Annotated in this window: 16 protein-coding genes and 1 tRNA gene; 7 read left to right on the forward strand and 10 right to left on the reverse strand. The window is 64.3% G+C overall.

Going from position 1 to position 21,270, the window contains the following annotated elements; genetic code table 11:
• Positions 1-314, reverse strand: a 314-nt coding sequence (locus tag OXG33_05230) for a hypothetical protein (protein ID MCY4113331.1), incomplete at its 3' end; no start/stop codon positions are given.
• 52 nt (positions 315-366) lie between these two features.
• Between OXG33_05230 and OXG33_05235 the strand changes: the two genes are divergently transcribed.
• Together OXG33_05235 and OXG33_05240 are read left to right on the forward strand one after the other, a co-directional pair.
• On the forward strand, positions 367-1,728 hold the full coding sequence (locus OXG33_05235) for an FAD-dependent oxidoreductase (protein ID MCY4113332.1): 1,362 nt from the start codon (positions 367-369) through the stop codon (positions 1,726-1,728).
• Between the two features lie 148 nt (positions 1,729-1,876).
• The gene (locus OXG33_05240; protein MCY4113333.1) at positions 1,877-3,901 is read left to right on the forward strand and encodes a cytochrome P450; all 2,025 of its coding nucleotides are present in this window, start codon (positions 1,877-1,879) and stop codon (positions 3,899-3,901) included.
• 33 nt (positions 3,902-3,934) lie between these two features.
• On the opposite strand, the gene OXG33_05245 is transcribed toward OXG33_05240, so the two are convergent.
• The 3 genes from OXG33_05245 to OXG33_05255 form a co-directional block, all read right to left on the reverse strand.
• Positions 3,935-5,035, reverse strand: coding sequence for a class I SAM-dependent methyltransferase (locus OXG33_05245; protein ID MCY4113334.1), 1,101 nt, complete (start codon positions 5,033-5,035; stop codon positions 3,935-3,937).
• An 18-nt stretch (positions 5,036-5,053) separates the two neighbouring features.
• Entirely contained in the window at positions 5,054-7,546 is a 2,493-nt protein-coding gene (locus OXG33_05250; protein MCY4113335.1) for an MMPL family transporter, read from the reverse strand.
• 88 nt (positions 7,547-7,634) lie between these two features.
• Positions 7,635-8,711: a Rieske 2Fe-2S domain-containing protein gene (locus OXG33_05255; GenBank protein MCY4113336.1), complete on the reverse strand. Its 1,077-nt coding sequence runs from the start codon at positions 8,709-8,711 to the stop codon at positions 7,635-7,637.
• Positions 8,712-8,921: 210 nt separating this feature from the next.
• Here OXG33_05255 and OXG33_05260 point away from each other — a divergent pair, with 210 nt between their 5' ends.
• Positions 8,922-9,335, forward strand: coding sequence for a hypothetical protein (locus OXG33_05260; protein ID MCY4113337.1), 414 nt, complete (start codon positions 8,922-8,924; stop codon positions 9,333-9,335).
• A gap of 13 nt (positions 9,336-9,348) precedes the next feature.
• Here OXG33_05260 and OXG33_05265 read toward each other — a convergent pair whose 3' ends face one another.
• Positions 9,349-9,990, reverse strand: a complete 642-nt coding sequence (locus tag OXG33_05265; protein MCY4113338.1) for an SRPBCC family protein — start codon at positions 9,988-9,990, stop codon at positions 9,349-9,351.
• A gap of 204 nt (positions 9,991-10,194) precedes the next feature.
• Here OXG33_05265 and OXG33_05270 point away from each other — a divergent pair, with 204 nt between their 5' ends.
• Positions 10,195-11,793, forward strand: coding sequence for a hypothetical protein (locus OXG33_05270; protein ID MCY4113339.1), 1,599 nt, complete (start codon positions 10,195-10,197; stop codon positions 11,791-11,793).
• Positions 11,794-11,873: 80 nt separating this feature from the next.
• Here OXG33_05270 and OXG33_05275 read toward each other — a convergent pair whose 3' ends face one another.
• On the reverse strand, positions 11,874-14,033 hold the full coding sequence (locus OXG33_05275) for a molybdopterin-dependent oxidoreductase (protein ID MCY4113340.1): 2,160 nt from the start codon (positions 14,031-14,033) through the stop codon (positions 11,874-11,876).
• Between the two features lie 233 nt (positions 14,034-14,266).
• Here OXG33_05275 and OXG33_05280 point away from each other — a divergent pair, with 233 nt between their 5' ends.
• From OXG33_05280 to OXG33_05290, 3 genes are all read left to right on the forward strand, one after another.
• Positions 14,267-14,851: a hypothetical protein gene (locus OXG33_05280; protein ID MCY4113341.1), complete on the forward strand. Its 585-nt coding sequence runs from the start codon at positions 14,267-14,269 to the stop codon at positions 14,849-14,851.
• 250 nt (positions 14,852-15,101) lie between these two features.
• Complete coding sequence (locus tag OXG33_05285; protein MCY4113342.1) at positions 15,102-16,628, forward strand: glycoside hydrolase family 32 protein; 1,527 nt, start codon at positions 15,102-15,104, stop codon at positions 16,626-16,628.
• A 342-nt stretch (positions 16,629-16,970) separates the two neighbouring features.
• Complete coding sequence (locus OXG33_05290) at positions 16,971-17,651, forward strand: hypothetical protein (protein ID MCY4113343.1); 681 nt, start codon at positions 16,971-16,973, stop codon at positions 17,649-17,651.
• A 185-nt stretch (positions 17,652-17,836) separates the two neighbouring features.
• Here the strand turns inward: OXG33_05290 and OXG33_05295 are convergent, their stop codons facing one another.
• The 4 genes from OXG33_05295 to OXG33_05310 all read right to left on the reverse strand — a co-directional run bounded on the left by OXG33_05295 (position 17,837) and on the right by OXG33_05310 (position 21,183).
• Positions 17,837-18,973: a GNAT family N-acetyltransferase gene (locus OXG33_05295; protein ID MCY4113344.1), complete on the reverse strand. Its 1,137-nt coding sequence runs from the start codon at positions 18,971-18,973 to the stop codon at positions 17,837-17,839.
• A 201-nt stretch (positions 18,974-19,174) separates the two neighbouring features.
• Positions 19,175-19,247 (reverse strand) — tRNA-Lys (locus OXG33_05300).
• A 42-nt stretch (positions 19,248-19,289) separates the two neighbouring features.
• The gene (locus OXG33_05305; protein MCY4113345.1) at positions 19,290-19,988 is read right to left on the reverse strand and encodes an ABC transporter ATP-binding protein; all 699 of its coding nucleotides are present in this window, start codon (positions 19,986-19,988) and stop codon (positions 19,290-19,292) included.
• A 7-nt stretch (positions 19,989-19,995) separates the two neighbouring features.
• Positions 19,996-21,183, reverse strand: coding sequence for an ABC transporter permease (locus tag OXG33_05310; protein MCY4113346.1), 1,188 nt, complete (start codon positions 21,181-21,183; stop codon positions 19,996-19,998).
• Positions 21,184-21,270 lie beyond the last annotated feature (87 nt).

The raw sequence follows: 21,270 nt of genomic DNA on the forward strand, positions 1-21,270 counted from the left end.
AACAGCGCCGGGTCGACCTGCCCACCACCGAGGACATCCGCGGATACGTCGCGGACTTTCGGAACTTCCTGCGCGAAGGCACGATCCCGGAGCGCAAGGCCCTGATCCGCAACTTCGTGGAGGGCATCGAGGTGGTCGACGACGAGGCCACGCTCACATACACCATTCCCATGCCCAACGATGGGGTGACCCAGGAATCGGCCACGGTTCTCGATTTCGTCCAGTCCGGCCTCGTCAGATGGACGGATCGGGCCTTCGGAATCAGGGGGCGGGGGACCGAATCCCTCCGCGCGCCACGCTTCCAGGCTGGCCACGCGCGGCCTCCGAGGGCTCGGCGGCGCCGCGAACCGACGGGAGAGGACGACCGTGCGGCGGATAGCCATCATCGGCGGAGGGATCTCGGGGCTAGCCGCCGCATGGGGCCTGCATCACCACCCGGACCGCTTCGACTTCCGGCTATTCGAAGCGCGGGACCGGATCGGCGGAAACGCAATCACCGCCGACATGCCGCAGGACGACGGCAGCTCCATTCCCTTCGACATTTCCGTGACCGCATGCATTCCGTCGGTGTACGACCACATCGTCCTGCTGATGAAGCAGTTCGAGATTGATTTGGTCGACACCCGTTTCAGCTACAGCGTGAAGTATCGCGGCCAGATCTACGCCCACGACTTCGACTCCGAGATCAGAGAGCAGCTGCAGGTCGAGATCGCCAAGTTTCAACGACTCTTGCGCCGTCTGCACTGGATTGGCTGGCTGAGCCGCACCCGGTCCAAGCTGCTGAACGCGCTCAACCCGTTCAATTACATCAGCATGGGCACGGTGCTGAATCTGGGCGGATATTCCGGGGATTTCCGCTACAAGATCCTGAAGCCGATGTTCGTCAATTTCCTGATGGCGACCAACGTGTTCGATATGCCCGCCGCGCTCTTCGCGAGGTACCTCGACTTCTTCGATATCGAGACCGCCACCCCCATGCAGACATGGGACCAGGGGACGCGACGCATTTACAAGAACCTGTCGGCGGGTTTTCGAGACAAGCTCTACCTCAACCGACCTGTCAGAAAGGTGTACCGGCAGCCGTCCGGCGTCGTCGTCGAGGACGAAGACGGCGTGACGGAAACGTTCGACGAGGTGGTTTTCGCGTGCAATGCAAACCAGACGTTGATGATTCTCGACAAACCCACGCTGCTGGAGCGCTATATCCTCTCTTCAATTCGGTATGAAAGCGAGCTCCACAATCACACCGTCGTGCACTCCGACGCCGCAGTTCTTCCCGACAATGAAGCGATGCCGTTGGAAACGCGGAGCAACCATATCGAGCAGTACGGCGCGCGACCAGACAACTATGAAATCACGTACATCATGCACAACCAGCAACCCTGGGCCAAGCAGTCCGACAAACCTTGTCTCGTCACCTACAATCCGATCAGCGCGATCGATAGTGAAAAGATTGTCGACAGATGGTGGTTCCAACATATCGTGCACGATGTGCGCCATGTGGCATGGGTTATGAATCTCTTCCAATTCATTCAAGGCAGAAGGCAGACATGGCATTGCGGGGCGCATACGCTGGTCAACAGTCAGGAAACATGCTTTGTAAGCGGTCTGGCCGTCGCAACTCAGATTGGGGCTGACTATCCCTTTGACGACGCCAGGGCACGGCGGTCATTCAATCACTATGGAAGCATCATGCATGGTTGGCGATTCAAAAAGGCGAAAGGCTAATACTCGAAAGTCTGTCGTAGCACTCGTCCTTATTAATCGTTGATTCGTCTATTGATATCTCGTTGCCGCTGGGCAGGTGGAGTTGTATAATGCGGCACAGGGACGACAGGCCCTTGCGAGCTTAGGGCAAGCACAAGGACTAGGTCGGATGGCCGTCGCAGACAGTACGTCGACCCGTCAGTTAAGCCTGTCCGAAGAGCTGCTCCTGATGTTGCTCAATGAAGAGAGCGGCTACTTTCACCAGGTTCCAGGATGGCGCCTGAACTGCGCCGTGGTCGGCGCGGCGCTGGCCGAGCTGTCGCTCATGTCGCGCATCGACACGGATATCGAGTCGCTGTTTCTCGTCGACGGGACGGAGACGGGCGACCCGACGCTGGACCCCATTCTCAAGGAGATTGCGACCGAGCCGGGCCGGCATAACGCCCAGTATTGGATCGAACGGCTGGCGCCCCGCGCCGATTCAATCATCGATCTCACGCTCGATCGCTTGGTTGAAGTGGGGATTCTGGATCATCACGAGGGCGGGTTTTGGACGCTTGCCCGGGCCGCGCGGCAGGCGGATGTGTTCGGCGGCTCCTCAGAGCGATCCGCGGCGCAGTTTGTGAAGACCCGCATCGGCAAGGCGATCTTCAACAACGAGATTCCCGACCCGCGAGACGTGATCATCATTTGCCTCGTCAATACCTGTGATGTATTTCGCTTCATATTCCAGCTTGAAGAACGGGATGAGGAGCGGATTCATTTCATCTGCAATATGGACTTGATCGGCCGGTCAATCGCCGATGCCGTGGCCCAGAGCCTTGCCGCGCCGCTGCTCCAGCATTCCGCCCTGTCCAAGAAGATTCCAACCGTCCCGCTGTGGCGGTTGCTGCTGAATCGGCATGTTCGCAGCGGGAACTTTCCGGCCCTATTCGCGCAGCTCACGGAAGAGTACGGGCCGGTATTCATGATCCGTCCGCCCCTTGTGGCGCCAATGATTTTCATCGGTGGCCTCGAGGTGAACCGCTGGGTCCATCGGAGTGGGCGCAGATACCTGAGGACGAGGGACTATTTTGCGGACTTCGAGAAGGTCTATGGCGCGTCGGGCGTATTGCCGTCCCTGGATGGCGCCGACCACTTTCGGCTTCGCAAGTCGTTGGGCCCAGGGTATTCCCGCGGCAGGCTCGCGGGGCAGCTGGACCAGGTTTACCGGCATGCGCGGGGCTATATGGCGGATTGGGAGGTTGGAGCAACCTACCAAGCGACGGAAATGTGCCGGCGAATGATCAACGCGCAGCTTTCGCCGCTTCTGATCAGCGTTGATTCGCAGGATGTCTTCGCGGACTTGGCGCGATTCAAGGAACGGGCGCTGAGCGTTCACGTCGCAAAGGTTCTGCCCAAGTTCATGCTGCGGACCCCAGGCATGAAACGCCGGATGGGATCCTTGGACATCCTGCTGAAGAGGGTGCGGATTGGCCACACGCCCGCCCAGCGGGCTGGATGTCCGCGCGATCTTGCGGATGACCTTCTCAGCCTGCACGCGAGCGATCCGCAGTTCGTCCCGGAGTCGAATTTGCCCTTCGCGCTGTCGGCCGCGCTGATCGCAAGCGTCTACCTTGGCGACATGTTCAGCTTCGTGTTGTACGCCATGGCGTCGCAGCCGGAAATTCACGCGAAAATCCGTGACGAGGCTGACGCCTTGTTTGCCAATGGCGACCCAAGTGGAGAGGCATTCAGGCCACGGGAGATTGACGTCACCCACCGCTTCCTCATGGAGTGCCTGCGGGTGTACCCGATCGTCCCGATGTCCATTCGGAACGTGATGAATTCGTGCGTGGTGGAAGGCTACGAGCTGCCCGTCGGGTCCCGGCTGCACATTGCCCAGACGGCCACGCATTACATGAAGGATGTCTTTCCAGACCCCTTCAAGTTCGACATCGACCGTTACCAGCCGCCGCGCAATGAGCATCGCGGTCCCGGGTACGCCCCCTATGGGTTGGGCACGCACCGGTGCCTTGGGACGGGATGGGTGGAGCTGCAGCTTGCGGTCAACGTGCTGATGATCGCGCGCCACTTCACGATTGAGACGTCCCCGCCGAACTTCGAGCTCGGGTTTAGCCCGCTGCCGTCGAGCAAACCGAGCAAGAAGCTGAAGTTCCGCATTGCCGAGCAGCGCCGCGAACTGACCGTCTAGGGCGCCTCGGCTCGCCCGAGTGACGCGCCGAGCCTAGCCGGGTTTGCGAGCCAGAAAACAGTACAGCGGCGTGAAGATCCCGGCCCTGCCCCCCGCGACATAGGCGTTGGCAGTGCGATGCATCAGGGCGACGACGTTAGCGGAGCCGTTCGGGAACATTCCCAGCTTCTCGACCAGCTTGAAGGTCGCGATGAGCGCTCGTCGGCCGAGCGGTGTTCGGCGCAGGGCATTGCTCAGCGTTTGGCGCTGGCTCACCATGGGCTGATACCAGGGAGTCGTCGCATCATTTGACGCGACGGCCAAATCCCGCCCCTCGACGACCTGAAAGCCCGCCGTTTCGAGGTCGCGGTTGACTTGGCCCATCGTCGCGATGTCCTTGAGCGCGATGGAGTACTTGAGCTCTTGTTCGATGTGCCGGTGCCGCTTGTCGCTGGGATTGAACGCGTCCGTCAGGCACATTTCCTGACCCCAGAAGAGCGCCCCCGGCTTTAGCACGCGGTAGATTTCGGCGAACGCGCCGGCCTTGTCCGGCGCGTGGCACGTCGACTCGATTGCGTAGCCCCGGTCGAAGGTGTCGTCCGCGATGGCGCCCATGTCCATGAAACTGCACGCGAGGTAGTCGGCCATGTGGTCAAGACCAGCCTCGGCGTCGAGCGACTTCGCCTTCTCCAACTGGATGTCGTTGCTGTTGACTCCGAGGACGCTCACGCGGGCCTCGCGGATGACCCGGCGCATCGGGCCGCCGATGCCGCAGCCGACGTCGATCACCGTCATGCCCTCGCGCAGCTCCAGCTTGTCGATTATCAGCCGCTGGTGCCGGGTCTTGGAGTCCTCCAGGCTTTCGCGGGGTGACAGCGGCGCGAAGTGGAGCGATTCGCCCCAGCCGAACACCATGAATTCGCCGCAGAGGTCATAGTATTCCTTCACGGTTGTGGCGTGGTCGTAGCCGCTCCCGCCGTCGTCATCCTCCGTCGCTCGGCGCAGCCATCCGCTGAAGTGCCGCACGCGGCGGTTGGCGTCTCCCCCGCGGTACGCGCCTTTCAGCCCTCGGGAAAGGTTGCGGAGCTGTCCAAGCTCCTTGGCTAGCGGGAGTTGCACGCCTGGTTCAAGCAGCCGCTCGGCGGCCGGGGACACGCGAGCGCGCCCGGCATGTCATGAATCTGTCGTCGGCGAAGCCTGTTCGTCGTCCTCGTGGCGCCGATACACCTCTTCGATGGCCACGTCGAGGTCGGCCCACTCGCGTTCGACCATCGAGCGCAGCCGCATGTTCTGGTAGGCGCCCCACACGGTCATGGCCGGCGGCACTAACACGATGCTGACGATCAGCGAATAGGCGATCGTGATCGCCGCGGTTATACCGAACTGCTGGGATGCAAGGAGCGGCGAAGCCGCCAGGACGCCCAGGCCGAGCGCCGTGGTCATGGCTGAGCCCAGCAGCGCCGAGCCCGTCGTCGCCAGCGTGCGCACCGCCGCTTCCTCCGGGTTGCGCAGACGGGCGAATTCCTCCCGGTAGCGATGTATCACGTGGATGGTGTAGTCCACGCCGATGCCGATCGAGAGCGCGGTGATGATCGACGTGATGAGCGAGTAGGGGATTCCCAGCAGCGCCATCGTGCCCAGCACGCAGATCAGCACGAGCACGATGGGCCCCACGGCGACAACCGCGAGCGCCGGCTGGCGCACCGTCAAGTAGAAGAACAGGGCCAGCACCGTGAGGGCCGCCGCGACCGTCGTGGCGATCGCCTCGGTTTGTCGCTCGGTAATCGAGTCCGTGACCGTGATCGAGATGATGCTTTCCGACGTTGCGGTGATGTCCTCGTCGTCGCCGGCCCACAGGTCCTCGAGATCCTGCTGCAGCGCCGTCGTCAGGTTGGGGTCGCCCCCGTAGCTCTGAAATTGAACCAGCAGGGAGTCGACGCCCTGCGGATCGTTGACCAGCAGGCGGCCAACGGCCGGGTCCATGGCCTCGAGCCGGTCGAGGATTTCCTGCATCAGCTCAGGATCGAGCTGCAGGCCCGCTGAGGCCTCCTGGAAGAGAGCTGCGATTTCGGGGTCGTACTTGTCGCCCGGCACGCCGCTGTCGGTCGTCCAGTCGCGCAGCAGCAATTCAAACGAGGTCTGAATCGGCCCTGCGGCCGCCGGCGGGCGCCGGGTCTCGTCCGCGAAAGCGGTGGTCAGGTCCTGCATGTTGAGCAGGGTGCGTGTTTCCGTGGCCTCGGCCTTGATGAGCACATTGGTCACCTCGGCCGTGCCGCCAATGGCCGCTTCCAGGGTGTCCAGGTCCGCCAGCACGGCTCCGCCCCTGGGAAGCACGTCGCGGATGTTGAATTCCGACTTCAGCCCGGTTGACGCAATCCCCAGCCCAATCGTGACCGCGGCCACGGCGATGATGTAATACGCCGGCCGGCGGGTCACGCTGCGGCCCAGCAGGCCGGCCAGACGCTCAATGCCCGGCAAGGCGTGGACGATTGGGCGGGGCGGCTTCAACGTGCCCTTCTTCTCGCGCCGCCGGTCCATGATCGTCCGGCTGGCCGGGACCAGCGTCAGCATGACGATCAGGCTCATTGCAATGCCCATGCCCGCGACCACGCCAAAGTCACGAACGATGCCGATTGGCGAAAAGAGGCTGGCCAACATTCCGACGATCGTCGTGATCGCCGCCAGCAGCAGCGGCACGGCCACAATGCGCAGTCCCGTGCGAATGGCCTGGCGCACCTCTCCGCCCTCGAGACGTTGCTCGCGGTAGTGCGAGATGGTCTGAATGGCGTAGTCCACGGTGAGGCCGATCACGATGATCGGCACCATGGTGGTCAGCGAGTTCGGCGGGCCGATGAGCCCCAGCGCATTCGGACCGAGCCAGCCTTCGGCGCCGATAATCCAGATGATCGACACGAGGAGTCCGCCCAGCGTCAGCAACATGTCGGACAACGTGCGCATGAAGAGCACCAGCAGCAACGCGATCAGAATGAAAGCCACGCCGATGAGGGGACCCATTCCCGTCTCCGTGGCCTCCGTGTACTCGTCCTCGAGGATGATGAACGACACGCTGCTTGCGCTTAGCGGACCCTCAGAAGATTTAGACAGTTCATTGATCGTTCGCTCAGCGGTCTTCAGGCGCTCGTCGCCGGTGTCGAGCAAGCTGATACTGCCGATCGCGACCCGCGTGCCGTCGGTGTCGGTGCCGGTCATCGCCGCAAGGGCCGGCTGAATCTCCGGGAGTACGCGGACAGTATCGATTTGGGCCTGCGTCACCGAGTCGAAACTATCGGTCTGGAGTGCGAATTTGATCAGTCCCGACGGCGCAAACACTGGATTGGTCGGAGCCAGGAGCTCTTGCACGGCCGGGTCGCTCACGATGTCATTGACGAGACCGTCCATCTGGGCGAGCCCGGCGGGCGTGAGCGCGTCCCCGCGGAAAATGAGGGTGACGGCGCTGATCTCGCCGTGGTCCCCGAAGAGCTCATTAATCTCGGCCATCGCGTCGGAAATGGGACTGTTGTCGGGGAGCGTCTCCGCGGTCGTCGGAGGCGGCGCGCGGACGACGGCTCCGGCTCCCAGCGCGAGAGTGACGAGGAAAAGGACGAGGAGTGTGATCCACGGGCGCGCCGTGACCAGCCGGCTCAGCGTGCCGAGTACCTGATTCATAGCCTGCCCTTCAATCTCGATTGGGTTCGTGACGCGTTGCGCATGGCGTCCCGATACGGTGCCTGGGAGTCAGGGCCAACTTGGCCGGTCATTGTAGGATTTCGTCGGGTTGCTTGAGGAGTGGATTCGTAACCTCGAGTGGGTCGGAATAGAATTGTTTGCAGTACGTTCGAAACGGCATGATTTCACCGTCCGAACGACAGAGGCGGGGCAGGGAGCGGTGCTGCTTGTGCTCCCAGATGACCACGTCCTGCAAGACGTCCCGGTTTTGCATGGCCGCGATAAATCTGTTCATTAGCGGCGCGCGAAGCTTCACCGGGAGAAAGCCGAGGCCGGCAATCAAGCGCTTCGGTCTGCGTATCTCCCGCATCTGCGAGACCAAGGACAAGTCGATCAGCGTGCCGTCAACCGGCGTCGACAACACCCAAAACCGTAAATCCATCCCGATGGTGTGCTCGCGAATCTTCACGTACGAATAGCCCAGCCCGAAGATTCGAGTTTTTGCGGTGATTTCGAACGTCAGCTTGGCGATCTTGGCAATTGTCCTCACTCGCTTGAAGTCGAAGTCGCTCTTCAGACAGGGCCCGTCGACGATCAGCCGCTCGGCACGGTCGACGTTGTCGTAGCCGTGCACGTATCGCAGGTGACCCAGGTCCACCGAGTTCTCCGTCGTCTCCTGGGGGTGACCGGCGAAGCGCATGGTCCTGATCTTAAAGTCGGTCCAGCCGGGCTCCTCCCGCGGGTACGGCGGCAGACTCCATTGCGGCGCCCGCCCTTCGATGCCCCACCAGGCGAAGACCAGGCCTATTACTTCCTGCGTCTCGAAGACCCGCAGTTTCGCGGTCTTGGGCGGGTCGGCGTAGGGCGTGGCGACGCACTGGCCGCCGGCGTCAAACTCATAGCCGTGAAACGGACACACCAGCCGGCCGTCACAGATCCGGCCGCCCGCGTCAGGCCCCAGGTCGGCGCCCAGGTGCGGACAATAGGCCTCGGCGACGCAGACGCGCCCGCCGGCGTCACACCAGGCGACGATGTTCTCCCCCATCCACGTCCGCTGGATGAGCCTGGACTTGACGAGGTCCGCCCGGCTGGCGATGAAATACCAGCCCTCGGGAAACGGAGAGGGCAACGGGGCGTTCTCGATCCGCTTGCGTCGGGTCGCCAACCATCAAGACTCTGCGCCGAGCCGCCCGCACTCTAGCACGCCTTGAAGTTGGATCGAGTTTCATTGGCTTGACCTCAAGTTGATATCTCATGAGAATACACGCGTGGATTGATCATGGAAGGCGCAACATTTCGCGATACTTGATTCGTGGCTCATTGTCGAGATTGCCGCCCCCGGTAAGAGCAAAAATGTTCACAAGAACTAAGTGATATGGTTAGTCGTAAACACAACTATGGCGGCCCCTGGTATCACGGATCCGATCGAAAGCTAACCATACTCAGACGCGGAAGCTCAATCACCAAGGCGAAGAGTGTCGCGAAGGCATTCTCGCACCTACCGTCACTCGTTTCATGGTCCGTCACAGCCCGGATTCGGCATGACGGTGCTGCGCCCGGATTTCTATACATCGTTGCCGAAGAGATTGGACCCGATGACGTCCACCCGCATCCGCATCCGGTCAATGTCGACCGCTGGGAATGGCTGACCGAACGGGAGCTAGAGCTCGAGCTCATCGAGCGGACGGTGGTGACGGCCGGTGAGCGACTGACGGACGAAGAAATCGCCGAGGCGAGGCGCAAGCAGAAAGAGCGAGGCGAGGAGTCGTTCCTCGAGTGGTCGGCCTGACGGCGCCGACGCCTCACATGGACTCGGGCGCTTCCCCGGTGTAAAACGCGGTCGTCTGCTTCGCCGCCGCGGCCGCGGATTCGGGATCCGTTCCGGCCGCCGCCGACGCTCGTCCCCAGCCCTCGCTGCTGCCGGTGATGGACGCCTTGCCGTCCGCCGAGGTGGCGAACTCCATTTCGTCAGGCTTCGGCGCGTCCGGCTCCGCGAGATACAGCGCCAATCCCAGGAAGCCCATCTCCCACCCGACGCCGACCGCCCCCGGCCCGTAGGTGTCCCAGTGCTCCGACAGGTGCGCCGTGTGCGTGAGCGTCAGCCGTGCGCGGCCCGATCCTTTATCGGCCACGCGCACATCCACCCAGCTCAAGCTCCCGCCGAACTCCCATGTGAGGGCGTAGTGTGACTGTTGCTCGCAGTCGGTGATCGCGCCGCCGGCATTGCCTTCCACCTGGTAGCGCCCGCCGAGCTGGAAATCCCCGCTCACCGGCGCAAACCATCGCGGTATGCGCTCGCCGTTGGTCACCGCGTCCCACAGGTCTGCAAGCGTCGTCTCGTAGCTGCGCGCAAGCGTGACCCCGCCGGCGGGTCGTCCATCGCGATCCCGCAATGACACCGAGCGCTCCATCGCCCCGAGGTGATGGTCGACGTCGAAGTTCATGGGCTTCCACCGGCCGTTCACGTGCGGAGTGTTAGTCCGGAGCTTAGTCCAGGAATCGGCGCCCTGCCGCAAGAGCGTCGCTGACGCCATGTGGGGCACGGTAGGAAGAAAGAGCGGCCAGGTGCGAAATCTTCGGTGCGGCCCTTACCCTGTGGGCGCGGGACCGTCGGGTTTCGCTCCTGCGGAAACGGAGTGCGTGGCGGGATGAAACCGCACCGACTGATCCTTTGCAACGACGGAGGCACGCTGGTCGCGCCGACCATGGAAGCGCCGATTGGCGCCGAAGGGCTGGCGCGGCTGGCCATCGCCCCCCTCCGCGACACCCAGATCGACACCTTGTATTGGCAGCTCGGCACCGATCCCTTCCTCGGCACGCCCACGCATCGCCTGTCCGACCACTACAGCCACGACACCGCGGTTGGCCCGCGCTGGGGCCAGGACGGATCGCCGTTCACGACCGCTTCCAACTGGCGCATCCATGAGAACGCCAGGCAGATGTCCGAGTCGGGCGCCGATCCCGCCGCCGTCGTCATCGAGCACGGCCACCGGGCCGGGCTCGAGGTCTTCCTCTCAATGCGCGTCAACGATGTGCACGACCTCAGGCTCGCCGGTGGGCTGGACGATCCGCTGATGTCGCCCACGAAGCGGGCCAATCCCGACTGGCTTCTGGGGCAGGATGCTCCCGAGCGCGCCGAAGATCGGGCAATCCGAAGGGACGCAGGTCGGGCGCGCACGGCCTATAACTTCGCCATTCCGCAGGTGCGGGACTACAAGCTGGCCCTGGCCCGGGAGGCCATTGCCAACTACGACCTGGACGGCCTCGACTGGGATTTCTGCCGCTATCCAAGGCTATTCCCCGAAGGCGAAGAGCAAGCGGGCTCGGTGCTGCTGACCGATTTGATGCGCGAGATCAGAGCCGCGCTTGACGCCAAGGGCCGGCAGGCCGGCCGGCCTGTCCACTTCTCCGCCCGAATTCCCGGCTCGCTGGATCAAGCCCGGTCCGAGGGAATGGACGTTCGAGCGTGGCTGGCTGAGGGTCTGCTCGACATCCTCGTCGTCGGTCACACCCTGGGCAACAAGCACCGGCTGCCGGTCGAGGAGTACGTCGAGGCGGCGCGGGGCACCAGCGTGCAGGTCATCGCACAGAACCTTGGGCTGTTCGGCCAGAACCGATCGTTCTCGGCCCGGCTGCTGTGGAACGAGCGCGACTACTACTCCACCGAGATGTGTCGCGCGGTAGCCGCCGCCCACTGGCGGGCCGGCGCGGACGGCATCTACCTCTTCAACAACCACCTCATCCCCTTCACCCGCGACCTGGGCTACGACCGCCAACCCTGGAAGGAGATGGCCGACCCGGACCTGATTGCTCGCAAAGACAAGCACTACCTGGTGGATCAGCGAGAGTGGGCCGGCGGTCCCCTGCCGGCAACGCTCGAGAAACCCGGAGATGAAGTCGAAGTCTCGGTCGACGTCGCGGATGACCTCGCGTCAGCCGCCGGGGACGGGTCGCTCACGTCGGTCACGCTGCGTCTGCTCGTCGAGCAGCTCACGGCGCCTGACGAGCTCCAGCTCGACCTGAACGGCCACACGCTCGACGCATCCCAGGCCCGAACGCGCCAGCTCTACAACGACACCTGGCTCGAATTCGACGTGTCGCCACCCCTTGCGCGACAGGGCTGGAACCGGCTCCGCGTCACGGTGATCGGACGCAACCCCATGATCGACTGTCAGCTCAGCCTCGCCAGCGTCGAGGTGCTCGTCAGCTACCGGATGGAGTCTGCCGACCGGCCTCGCCCGTCGTAGTCTCCCCGTGCGCCGCCTCGGCGCCGACGCACGTGAGAGCCGTAGGGCGGGTGGCCCCGGCGTGCTTCAGTCGGCGGCGCCTATGAGTCCGAGACGTTGAACCTGATTTGATGCCAGCCCTCGGCGCCGTTCGGCGCTGGGGGCCTGGGACCCTCGGGTTGCACTTCGCCGTTGGCCTCGGTCGCCCGCACCCTGACCGTGTGCGCGCCCGGGGTGGCATCCCATTCGTGCACCCACTGCACCCAGGTGTGCTTGCTGATCGGCAGGGCGAGCCTGGCTTCCTGCCAGTCGCCGCCGTCGATCTGCACCTCCACTTTGCTGACACCGCGATTCTGCGCCCACGCCACACCGGCGATGGGTTGCCGGCCGGGGCTTATCGTCGCTGCGGGCCTGGGAACGTCGATTCGGGATTGCAGCTTGACCGGACCGCGCTTGGACCATCCGCGCGGGATCCAGTAGCCGTTGAACCCTTCCCAGGTTGTGAGTTCGATCTCTTGCAGCCATTTGGTGGCGGATACGTAGCCGTAGAGCCCCGACACGATCAGGCGCGCCGGAAAGCCGTGTTTGAATGGCAGCGCTTCGCCATTCATGCCCACGGCCACTAGCGCCGGACGTCCGTCGAACGCCACATCGCGCGGGAACCCGACCGTAAAGCCGTCGACCGACCGCCCGACGATCTGGGTGGCTTCAGGCTTCACCCCGGCGTGGTTGATCAGGTGCCAGATCGGCACGCCCTGCCATTTGGCATTGCCGATGAGGTTTCCTCCCACTTGGTTCGAGACGCAGCACAGCGTGATGAACTCCTCGAAGGTCGAGAGTCCGAGCAACTCGTCGAAGGAAATGCTGTACGGACGCTCCACCATGCCGGAGATGTTGAGCCGCCAGCTATTGACGTCGACGCGTGGAATCGAGAACGCGGTGTCAATCCGATAGAAGTCGTTGTTCGGCGTGACCAGCGGCGTCATCCCGTCCACCGGAACCGTCGTCGTTGTCAGCGGTTGGACCGGTGCGGGCGTCGGCGTCGGTGTTGGGGTGGGTTCGGGCGTGGGAGTGGGCGTCGGCTCCGGCGTGGGAGTCGGTGTGGGCTCGGGCGTAGGCGTGGGCGTCGGTTCGGGTGTGGGAGTCGGTGTCGGTTCGGGTGTGGGAGTTGGGGTTGGCTCGGGTGTAGGAGTTGGTGTCGGCTCGGGTGTGGGGGTAGGCGTGGGCTCAGGCGTGGGAGTCGGCGTGGGCTCCGGCGTAGGTGTGGGCGCAGGCGCGGCTGTCCGCTCGGCGCGGGCCACGGTCGCGGGTGTGGGCTCGGGTGTGGGGGTCGGCGTGGGCTCGGGGGTGGGCGTGGCCGTCGGTTCGGGTGTGGGCGTCGGTGTGGGCTCGGGCGTGGGAGTGGGCGTGGGCTCCGGTGTGGGAGTCGGCGTGGGCTCGGGCGTCGACGTAGGCGTCGGCTCAGGCGTGGCCGTGGGTGTGGGCTCGGGAGTGGCCGTGGGCGTCGGCTCGGGCGTGGGAGTCGGCGTGGGCTCGGGGGTGGGCGTTGGCGCCAGCGCCTCCGCGACGCTGATCGTCGGCGCCGGTCCCGGCAGCGTCACCGCCGGGCGGTCGCTCACGGGTGGCAGCACCACGTCCTCACGCTTGGCCACGACCACCTTGGCGCGTTCAATCAGATTGCGTCCAACGACACCGGTCGCAACCGAGGCCGCGGCAACCAGCGTGGCCGTACCAAGAAAGAGCCGTCGCTGTCGCCGCATCTGGATCGCCAGTGGCGTCTCAGCGGCAGGTGCTGGCTCCCGAGTCAGGCGGACCAGCCACAGGAGCGCCGCCACCGCCAGCCCGACCGAAACCGCAGCCGAGGCCGCTCCATGGGCCGGCGTTGATTGGGCGTCGAAGGCGTTCGCCAGACCTGCCAGGATGCCGAATGCCACAAAGCCGGCCACCGCCACCGGTCGCGACCGCAAGGCCACGACGCCGAGCGTGGCGCTGAAGATTGCGGTGAGCACCACGAGGAAGATGATGAGCGCCAGCTTGTCGCTGGTGCCGAATACGCTGATCGCGAACTCTTCCATGGCCCGCGGACTCAAGTCGACGATTCGGCCGCTCATGGAGACGAGCAGCGACGGCAAGCCACCGAAGATTCCGGCGTAGAGCTCGCTGACACCCACGGCCAGCAGTCCGGATAAGACCCCCGCCAGGCCGGCGGGCGCCCAGGACTTCAAAATGCGGGCCAGCCGCCGGGCGATCTCGTCAGCCATCCGGTCCTCCTAGGCGCACAGCGCTCCCACACACCTATACGTGCCTGTGGCCGGGCCGGATGCCCACCCGGCCGCCCGCCATTCTATGGCGTGTACGAGTAGCTCGAGCCCATTTCGGTAAGCCATCTCACGGTCCGCGCGGGAGGTTTGACTTGAAATCATCGCTGGTGTAAAAGACTGCGCTCCCTTGGCCCGCCAAGGTGGCGGGCGAAACTGGAGAAAGGCGTGCTCCATTGATTAGAACTAGCTACGTGCCCGCGCGGTTGCGTGCGCTGATGCTCTTGGTCGTCGTGAGCGCATTGGTCCTCGCCACGCTGTCGCCGGCACTGGCGGACATGCATCCGGCCGCCAAAGACGGCCAGCGGCTCGAAGATCAGTCCGCTGATGTGCAGGCGACCTACCGCGCGATTTACGGCGACGACGCCGCGGGTCAGTGGATTCACGATCACAACGCCGAGCTCGACTCGATGATGATGATGATGGACTCGCCGACCGACAACATGTACTACGACCGCATCGTTGCCGTGGCCGAAGCTCGAATCGCTGCCGGTATGGCCATGATGGGCGACGACATGTCGATGGGCGATGACATGTCCATGGGCGACGACATGTCGATGGACGATGACATGTCCATGGATGACGACATGGGCATGGACGACATGGGCATGGGTCTGTCGCACCGCATCGCGGTCGACGTGATCAGTCGAGGCACCGAGGCTGAGTTCCTGGCCGGCACCGACGAGGGTGTGATTTACGGCGTGGGGACCTCGGAGGACGAGCTCAACAAGATGAGCGACATGTCCATGGACATGATGTAGCGCCGATCGAGCGCACGCCGTCCACTTCCGACGCCAGCCGCGATCAGCGCGGCTGGCGTCGGAGCTTGTCGAGGATTCGCGCTCAATGCTCCAGGGCTGAAGCCGACTGCGCCTCAGCGCAATTGCGTGCAGTCCCCTGAGTGTCTCTGCGGCCGGCGTTTGACTGCGTCGAGGTGTTAGGCAGCAATCGCGACGGTGCCTGACGTTAGACTCCGCCCGCCCGACGCTCACGCCGCAGGCAGTCGCGCAAATGACTGACTTCGACGACTACCTGATGGAGTCCTACGAGCTGCGGGAGAAGCTCGTCGCGGACAAGTTTCGACCGCGATACCACTTCGTTCCGCCGGAAGGCCGCTGGAACGACATCAACGGCGCCATCTTCTGGAAGGGCCGATATCACCTCGGCTACCTGCAGAAGATCGCCAATGGTCCTGGCGAGATCTACTTCTCAAGCTGGCAGCACATCAGCAGCCGGGATCTGCTCCACTGGCGCTACCACACGGCCTCGCTGCGAGAGCCCCTGGAAGGCGCCAAGGGCGACTACTTCAACAGCGGAGACGTGATGGAGGGCACGGCCCCGCCCACCATCATCACCAACATGCCCACGCGGGGCATCTGCATCTACCAATGCCACGACGACGACCTTGACCGCTGGGTCCCGCTGGCCGAAAACCCCGTCATACCCCTGGACCCGCCCGAGGAGGGAGCACCGCCCAAGTCCTCCAGCAAGTTTCCGGAGTGCGTGATCTTCGATCCCAGCGGCTGGAAGCAGGGCGATGTCTACTACGCCCTGGTCGGGAACAAGAACCTCCGCCCCGGCTACGAGGGAGATTCCACCAGCCTGTTCAAGTCCAGGGACCTCAGGCAGTGGGAGTACGTCGGCCCGTTCTACAAGTCCGATCGGCGGTGGACGGCGGAGGTGGAGGACTGCGCCTGCTCCAACTTCTTTCCATTCGGCGACAGGCACATGCTCTTGATGCACACCCATTGGCCCTATAACAAGGCCCAGTACTACATCGGACGCTACGAGCAGGAGCGGTTCACCCCCGAAATCCACGGGCAGCTGAGCCATTTGGGCAGCCTGGTTGCCGGCCCCGAGACGCTGGTGGACGACCGGGGCCGCAGGATCTTCTGGGGATGGATCAGGGACGCGCGGGAGCACGAATGGGAGAAACACGGCTGGAACGGCGTCATGACCCTGCCCTGGCACTTCACCCCCGCCGGCGACCACAGCCTTCGCATCGACCCCGTGGCGGAGCTGCGCGCCCTGCGCTACGACGAGCGGCGGCATGGCGACGTCACCCTCTCGGAGGGCGAGGAGCGAACCGTCCGCGAATTCGGGTCTGACTGCATGGAGGTCAAGCTGACCATCGAGCCCAACGACGCCGCCCGCTTCGGGATCAAGGTGCTGTGCGCGCCCGGAGGCCAGGAGGAAACGGTGGTGACCTACGACGCCGAGCGGCAGCAGTTCGTGGTCGACTTTGAGCGGGCCAGCGAAGACGAGGAATTGACCTACGGCTACGACGCCGGAGTCTACTCCAGGGGCGTCCGCCGACAGGTCGTGCCCTTTGCGCTCGAGCGCGACGCGCGGCTGGACATCGACCTCTTCGTCGACCGCTCCGTCGTCGAGATGTTCGTCAACTCACGCATTTGCATCGTCCAGCGGGTCTACCCCACCAGGGACGACAGCGAAGACTTCAAGCTCTTCACCGAGGATCGGCCTATCGGCGTCACGAACCTCGTGAAATGGGAGATGGACGCCACCAACCCCTGGTGATTGCGAGGAGCGTCGATTCGCCCCATCACCCGCTCCGGGAGGCAAACTCTGCGCGCACGTGAGGCAGGTATGGCTGAATTCATCGCTCTTCGCCGGGAGATTCCCATATGGGGAAACTGACTTAGGCCCTTAGCCAGCCTCCAGCCGCCGCGGTTCAGAGGGTTGGTTATGGACACATTTGTAGGCGCGAATACCCCACGAAACGGACATGGTGGGCGATGCAACTAGTAGGAAAGGGTTACTTCCTGATTGCCATGCCACAACACTTGCGTCACGATGTATGCGAAGAGGGATCGAACCCAGTGGATCCTTCTCGCGACATCACATAGGGGAGATTCAAACATGGGCACAATATCCGTGAACCGACTAGCGGGTCTGTCCCTCATATTCGGCCCGATAATCGCCTTCGTCTTCTTTCTCGTAGAGCCGGGCGGGCTACTGATAGACAGCGCCCCCGTGTCGGACGCCGTCGGCTCCATCACGGCCAAAGGTGACAACGCCGCGCTGACCAATGTCACGAACATCGGAATCATTCTTGGCCTGGCCCTCATCCTCTCCGGCCTCTACGCGCTCATGCGGAACGTGACCTTGCAGGGCAACGGCAAGGCGCTGGTTCAGATGGGCTTTTTCATGATGTTCGTCGGACTGACCGGTTGGATCCTGTCCGGCGGCATGGACTTCATTCTGGCCGATGCTCAAACCAGCGACCAGATCAGCGGAAGCGTTCCCGTCTACTACGCCGGCTCCGCCCTCGTCTACGCCGGCGGGATTGCCCTTGGATTCGGCGGCTTCATTTTCGCGTTGGGCCTTTCCACGCGCGACGACCACAGCCGGATAGTCTCGCTGCTGGCTGCCCTTGTCAGCCTGGCCATCATGGTCTTCTTCGCGGTAGCCATACTCAGCAACGAGGGCCGCGACACCTTCATCTCGCTGGCCCGGAGCCTCTACGTCCTGCTGGTGATCTGGTATGGATACCTGGGCTTCGGACTGATGCGGCGACCCGATCCCCTCCTGTGGCAGTAGCCTCAATCTAGGGCTTGCCCGCGGCCGTCCGACGGTCGACGGGCGGTGGCGGCGCACGAGCCGCTGCTAGCGCGAGTCTGCGCCTGGACAACTCCGGCGGCTCGGGTCTGGAGCGTGCCTATGTGAAGAGGCTGTGACGCAAACCGGGTGACGACGCCAGCAACCGAATATTCAGCTTCGCCGAGTTACGCGTCGGCCTGTTCCCACTCGTCGCTCAGCACGCGGTAGAACACGACATCGACCCGCGAACGGCCGGTGCCGGGAGCCTTGTAGTGGTCTCGGGCCAGACCTTCGCACTGCATACCCAGCTTCTCCATCACCCGCCGGGACTGCCGATGCTCGGCGTCGGTTCGGGCCCAGATCTTGGCCAGGCCACGCCGTCGAAACCCCCAGTCGATCACGGCGCCGGCGGCCTCCGGCATGAGGCCCTTGCCCCAGTTCGACTTCGCCAAGGCGTAGTGCAGCTCGCCGGTCTCGTGCCTTGCGTCGATGCTGAGGGTGATGATCCCGACGCAGGCGCCGTCCAGCACGATGGCCCAGGAGGGCCTGGTGTCCGGCGAATCGAGCAAATGACGCGCAACCACCTCCTCGGCGTCTCGGCGTGTGTACGGCCGCGGCGCCTCGTCCAGCAGATGCCTGGCCCACTCGGGGTCGCTGGTGAACGCAAACACGCCGTCTACGTCGCCTGGTTCCAATGGCCGCAGCAGCAGCCGGCGGGTGGTCAACTCGCGGAGCTCGCCACGGTCGGTTGAGTCGTACTCGTCGATCGGTGCGGGGATTGGAGGCAGAGGCTCGACGAGCCTGCTCCACTCGTCCCGCAGCACGGAGTAGTAGGCCGCATCGACCCGTGTTCCGCCCATCACTTCGCTCCGAAGCGTTCCGTCGCGGGCCATTCCCAGCTTTTTCATCACTCGCAGCGAGCGCGTGTTGCGCGCGTCGGCGGCCGCGTAGATCTTCGCGAGCCCGTACTGGCGGAAGCCCCAATCGCAGACGGCAGCCGTCGCCTCGGTCGCGATGCCCCGTCCCCACATATCTCTGGCCACGTCGTAGCCCAACTCGGCCGTTTGGTCCTCGGAATCGACGTCGAGGCTGACCACGCCAATGACGCGATCTTTCAGGACGATGGCGAACCTGGCGCCCTTGTCCCATGACGCCAGCACGGCCTGCGCCACCATGTGCTCGGCGGCGCCCCGCTCGTACGGACGCGAATAGAACTCGGCCCACTCGGGATCGCTGCCGTATCTGAGCACGTCGTCGATATCCGACAGCCTGAACGGCCGCAAGAGCAGTCGCTCAGTTGTCAGATCCGTGGGATTGGTCACTGATGGTCCCTTTGCCAACGCTGCGGCAATGGTGCCGGTCCACCCCGCAACGCTACTACGGGCGGACCACGCCACCGACACTTGATTTGCGGGCGCCGCACGTTCCCGATCACGCCAGTTGCTGACTCCGTGGGCCTTGGCCGACCGGGATGTCGGGTGCGCGTCTCAAGCTGGCCACATCGTCACGCTGGACAAACTGGGTGGGCCGGGTGGGACTCGAACCCACGACCTTCGGATTAAAAGTCCGCTGCTCTACCAACTGAGCTACCGACCCGGCCCAAGCTTAGCGACCGGACGGTCAAAGGCCGCGGCCTTGCTAGACCGCCTCCCCGTTCGTGATCCGGCCGTCCAGCATCTCGACGATCCGGCCGCAGGCCTCGCCGACGCGGGGATCGTGGGTGACCATCAGGATCGTCTGCTGGCGCTCGGTGTTGAACCGGCGCAGCAGGTCCAGGACCTCGTTCGTGCTCTCCGAGTCGAGGTTCCCCGTCGGCTCGTCGGCCAGCATCAGGTCGGGCTGGGTCACCAGCGCCCGGGCGACGGCGACGCGCTGCTGCTGGCCGCCCGAGAGCTCCGTCGGCCGGTGGTCGGCCCGATCCGCGAGCCCAACCCAGTCCAGCGCCTCCGCCGCCGCTTTCATGGCCTCGGACCGGCGGCGGCCCGCATATTCGGCCGGCAGCGCCACGTTTTCGATGGCCGTCAGCGTGGGCACCAGGTTGAACGCCTGGAAAACGAAACCCATCCGTTCCGCCCGCATCTTGGTGCGCTCGCGGTCCGACAGGTCGGCCACGTCCGTGCCGCCGATCACCAGGCTGGCCGGCGGGTCCGAGTCGTCGGGCGAGTGCAGCAGGCCCAGGATGTGCATCAGGGTGCTCTTGCCGCAGCCCGAAGGACCCATAATCCCCACCATCTCCCCGGCCTCGATGGAAATGTCGGCGCCGCGCAGCGCGAGCACGTGATTCTGTCGGCCGAGCCGATAGGTCTTATGCAGGTGGCGGGCCTCGAGGAATGCCATGCGCGCCTTACTCGTACCTGAGCGCCTGGACCGGATCGAGCCGGGCGGCGTTCCAGGCCGGCAGCAGTCCGGCCACCGCGCCGAGCACGGTGGCGAATGCCAGCGCCACCACCGCGGTCGGCGCCGTTAGTTGGAACAGGATGTTTCCTGAATCGCGTCCAAGCTCGTTCGCCACGCTTACCACGATGGCGCCGAGCCCCAGTCCCAGCAGGCCGCCGAGCAGGCCGATGCTGGCGGCCTCGATCACGATCTCGCGCATGATCCGTCCGCGGGTGGCCCCGATCGCTCGCTTGATGCCGATCTCGCGCGTCCGCTCCGCCACGCTCATGGCCATGGTGTTGATCACCGACAGGCCGCCCACGACCAGGCTGATGAGGCCGATGCCGATGACGATGGCGTTGAAGATCTCCGTCGCCGAGGTGATCTCCTGGTCGAAGTCCGTCCCTGTCAGCGTGCCCACTTGCGCCACGCTGGCCTCGATGGCGTCGGCCAGGTCTTCCGTGTCCACACCCGCTTCCGGATAGACGGTCGCCTGGGAAATCAATTGGTCGGCTCCCAGGCCGGCCGTGGCCAGAATGGGCGCGTCGGCGGCGAGCAGCGCCTGGGCCGCCTGGAGCGGGACGAAAGCGAAGGTGTCAGGGCCGGTCAGGGTCGGCTCGAGAACGCCGATGACGTCGAATTGCACCCGACGCAGTTCGATGGAGTCGCCGGCGCGCTTGCCGAACTTCCGGGCGAGATCGGCGCCCAGGACCACCACGTTCGCTCCTTCGTCGTCCGGCGTCGTCAGCCGCCCTTGGGCCGCCCGGACCTGCAACGCTTCACGCCCCTGGTCGGCGTCCGCGACGGCGCCGACGATGAAGTCCGGCAGACCGAAGCCCCCGCCCCCCGCCTCGTTCGGATCGAGCAGCAGCTGGACTTCGGGAACCACGACCGCTACCCCGGGAACGTTGGCAATCTGGTCGGCCACGCTGAGCGGCATTGGGGTGGACCCGAGGCCAAACGCGGGATTCGTGGCATCGCTGACGATGATCTTGTCCTGGTAGTAGGTCGAACCGCCGTCGACGATGAAGCTGATTCGGTTCGCCATCGAACTCATCACGACCAGCACCCAAATCCCGATCGTGATGCCGACGACGGTTAGCGCCGTACGGAATCTCCGGCGGGCCAGGTTGCGCAGAATTCGGATGACGTACATCAGGTGCGTGCTCGGCAAACGGGTCAGGCGGCAGCCAGGCGGAACGGTACCGCACGGACCGGCCTTGAGATGTAGCAACGGTCACAA

The organism is Chloroflexota bacterium (assembly GCA_026708035.1).
Classification (GTDB): domain Bacteria; phylum Chloroflexota; class UBA11872; order UBA11872; family UBA11872; genus JAJECS01.

Bases quoted from the DNA above. Each gene is read 5' to 3' on its own strand.
- OXG33_05305 (MCY4113345.1), bottom strand. From the start codon at position 19,988: ATGGCATTCCTCGAGGCCCGCCACCTGCATAAGACCTATCGGCTCGGC.
- OXG33_05270 (MCY4113339.1), top strand. From the start codon at position 10,195: ATGAAACCGCACCGACTGATCCTTTGCAACGACGGAGGCACGCTGGTC.
- OXG33_05310 (MCY4113346.1), bottom strand. From the start codon at position 21,183: ATGTACGTCATCCGAATTCTGCGCAACCTGGCCCGCCGGAGATTCCGT.
- OXG33_05260 (MCY4113337.1), top strand. From the start codon at position 8,922: ATGGTTAGTCGTAAACACAACTATGGCGGCCCCTGGTATCACGGATCC.
- OXG33_05265 (MCY4113338.1), bottom strand. From the start codon at position 9,990: ATGAACTTCGACGTCGACCATCACCTCGGGGCGATGGAGCGCTCGGTG.
- OXG33_05285 (MCY4113342.1), top strand. From the start codon at position 15,102: ATGACTGACTTCGACGACTACCTGATGGAGTCCTACGAGCTGCGGGAG.
- OXG33_05240 (MCY4113333.1), top strand. From the start codon at position 1,877: ATGGCCGTCGCAGACAGTACGTCGACCCGTCAGTTAAGCCTGTCCGAA.
- OXG33_05290 (MCY4113343.1), top strand. From the start codon at position 16,971: ATGGGCACAATATCCGTGAACCGACTAGCGGGTCTGTCCCTCATATTC.
- OXG33_05250 (MCY4113335.1), bottom strand. From the start codon at position 7,546: ATGAATCAGGTACTCGGCACGCTGAGCCGGCTGGTCACGGCGCGCCCG.
- OXG33_05275 (MCY4113340.1), bottom strand. From the start codon at position 14,033: ATGGCTGACGAGATCGCCCGGCGGCTGGCCCGCATTTTGAAGTCCTGG.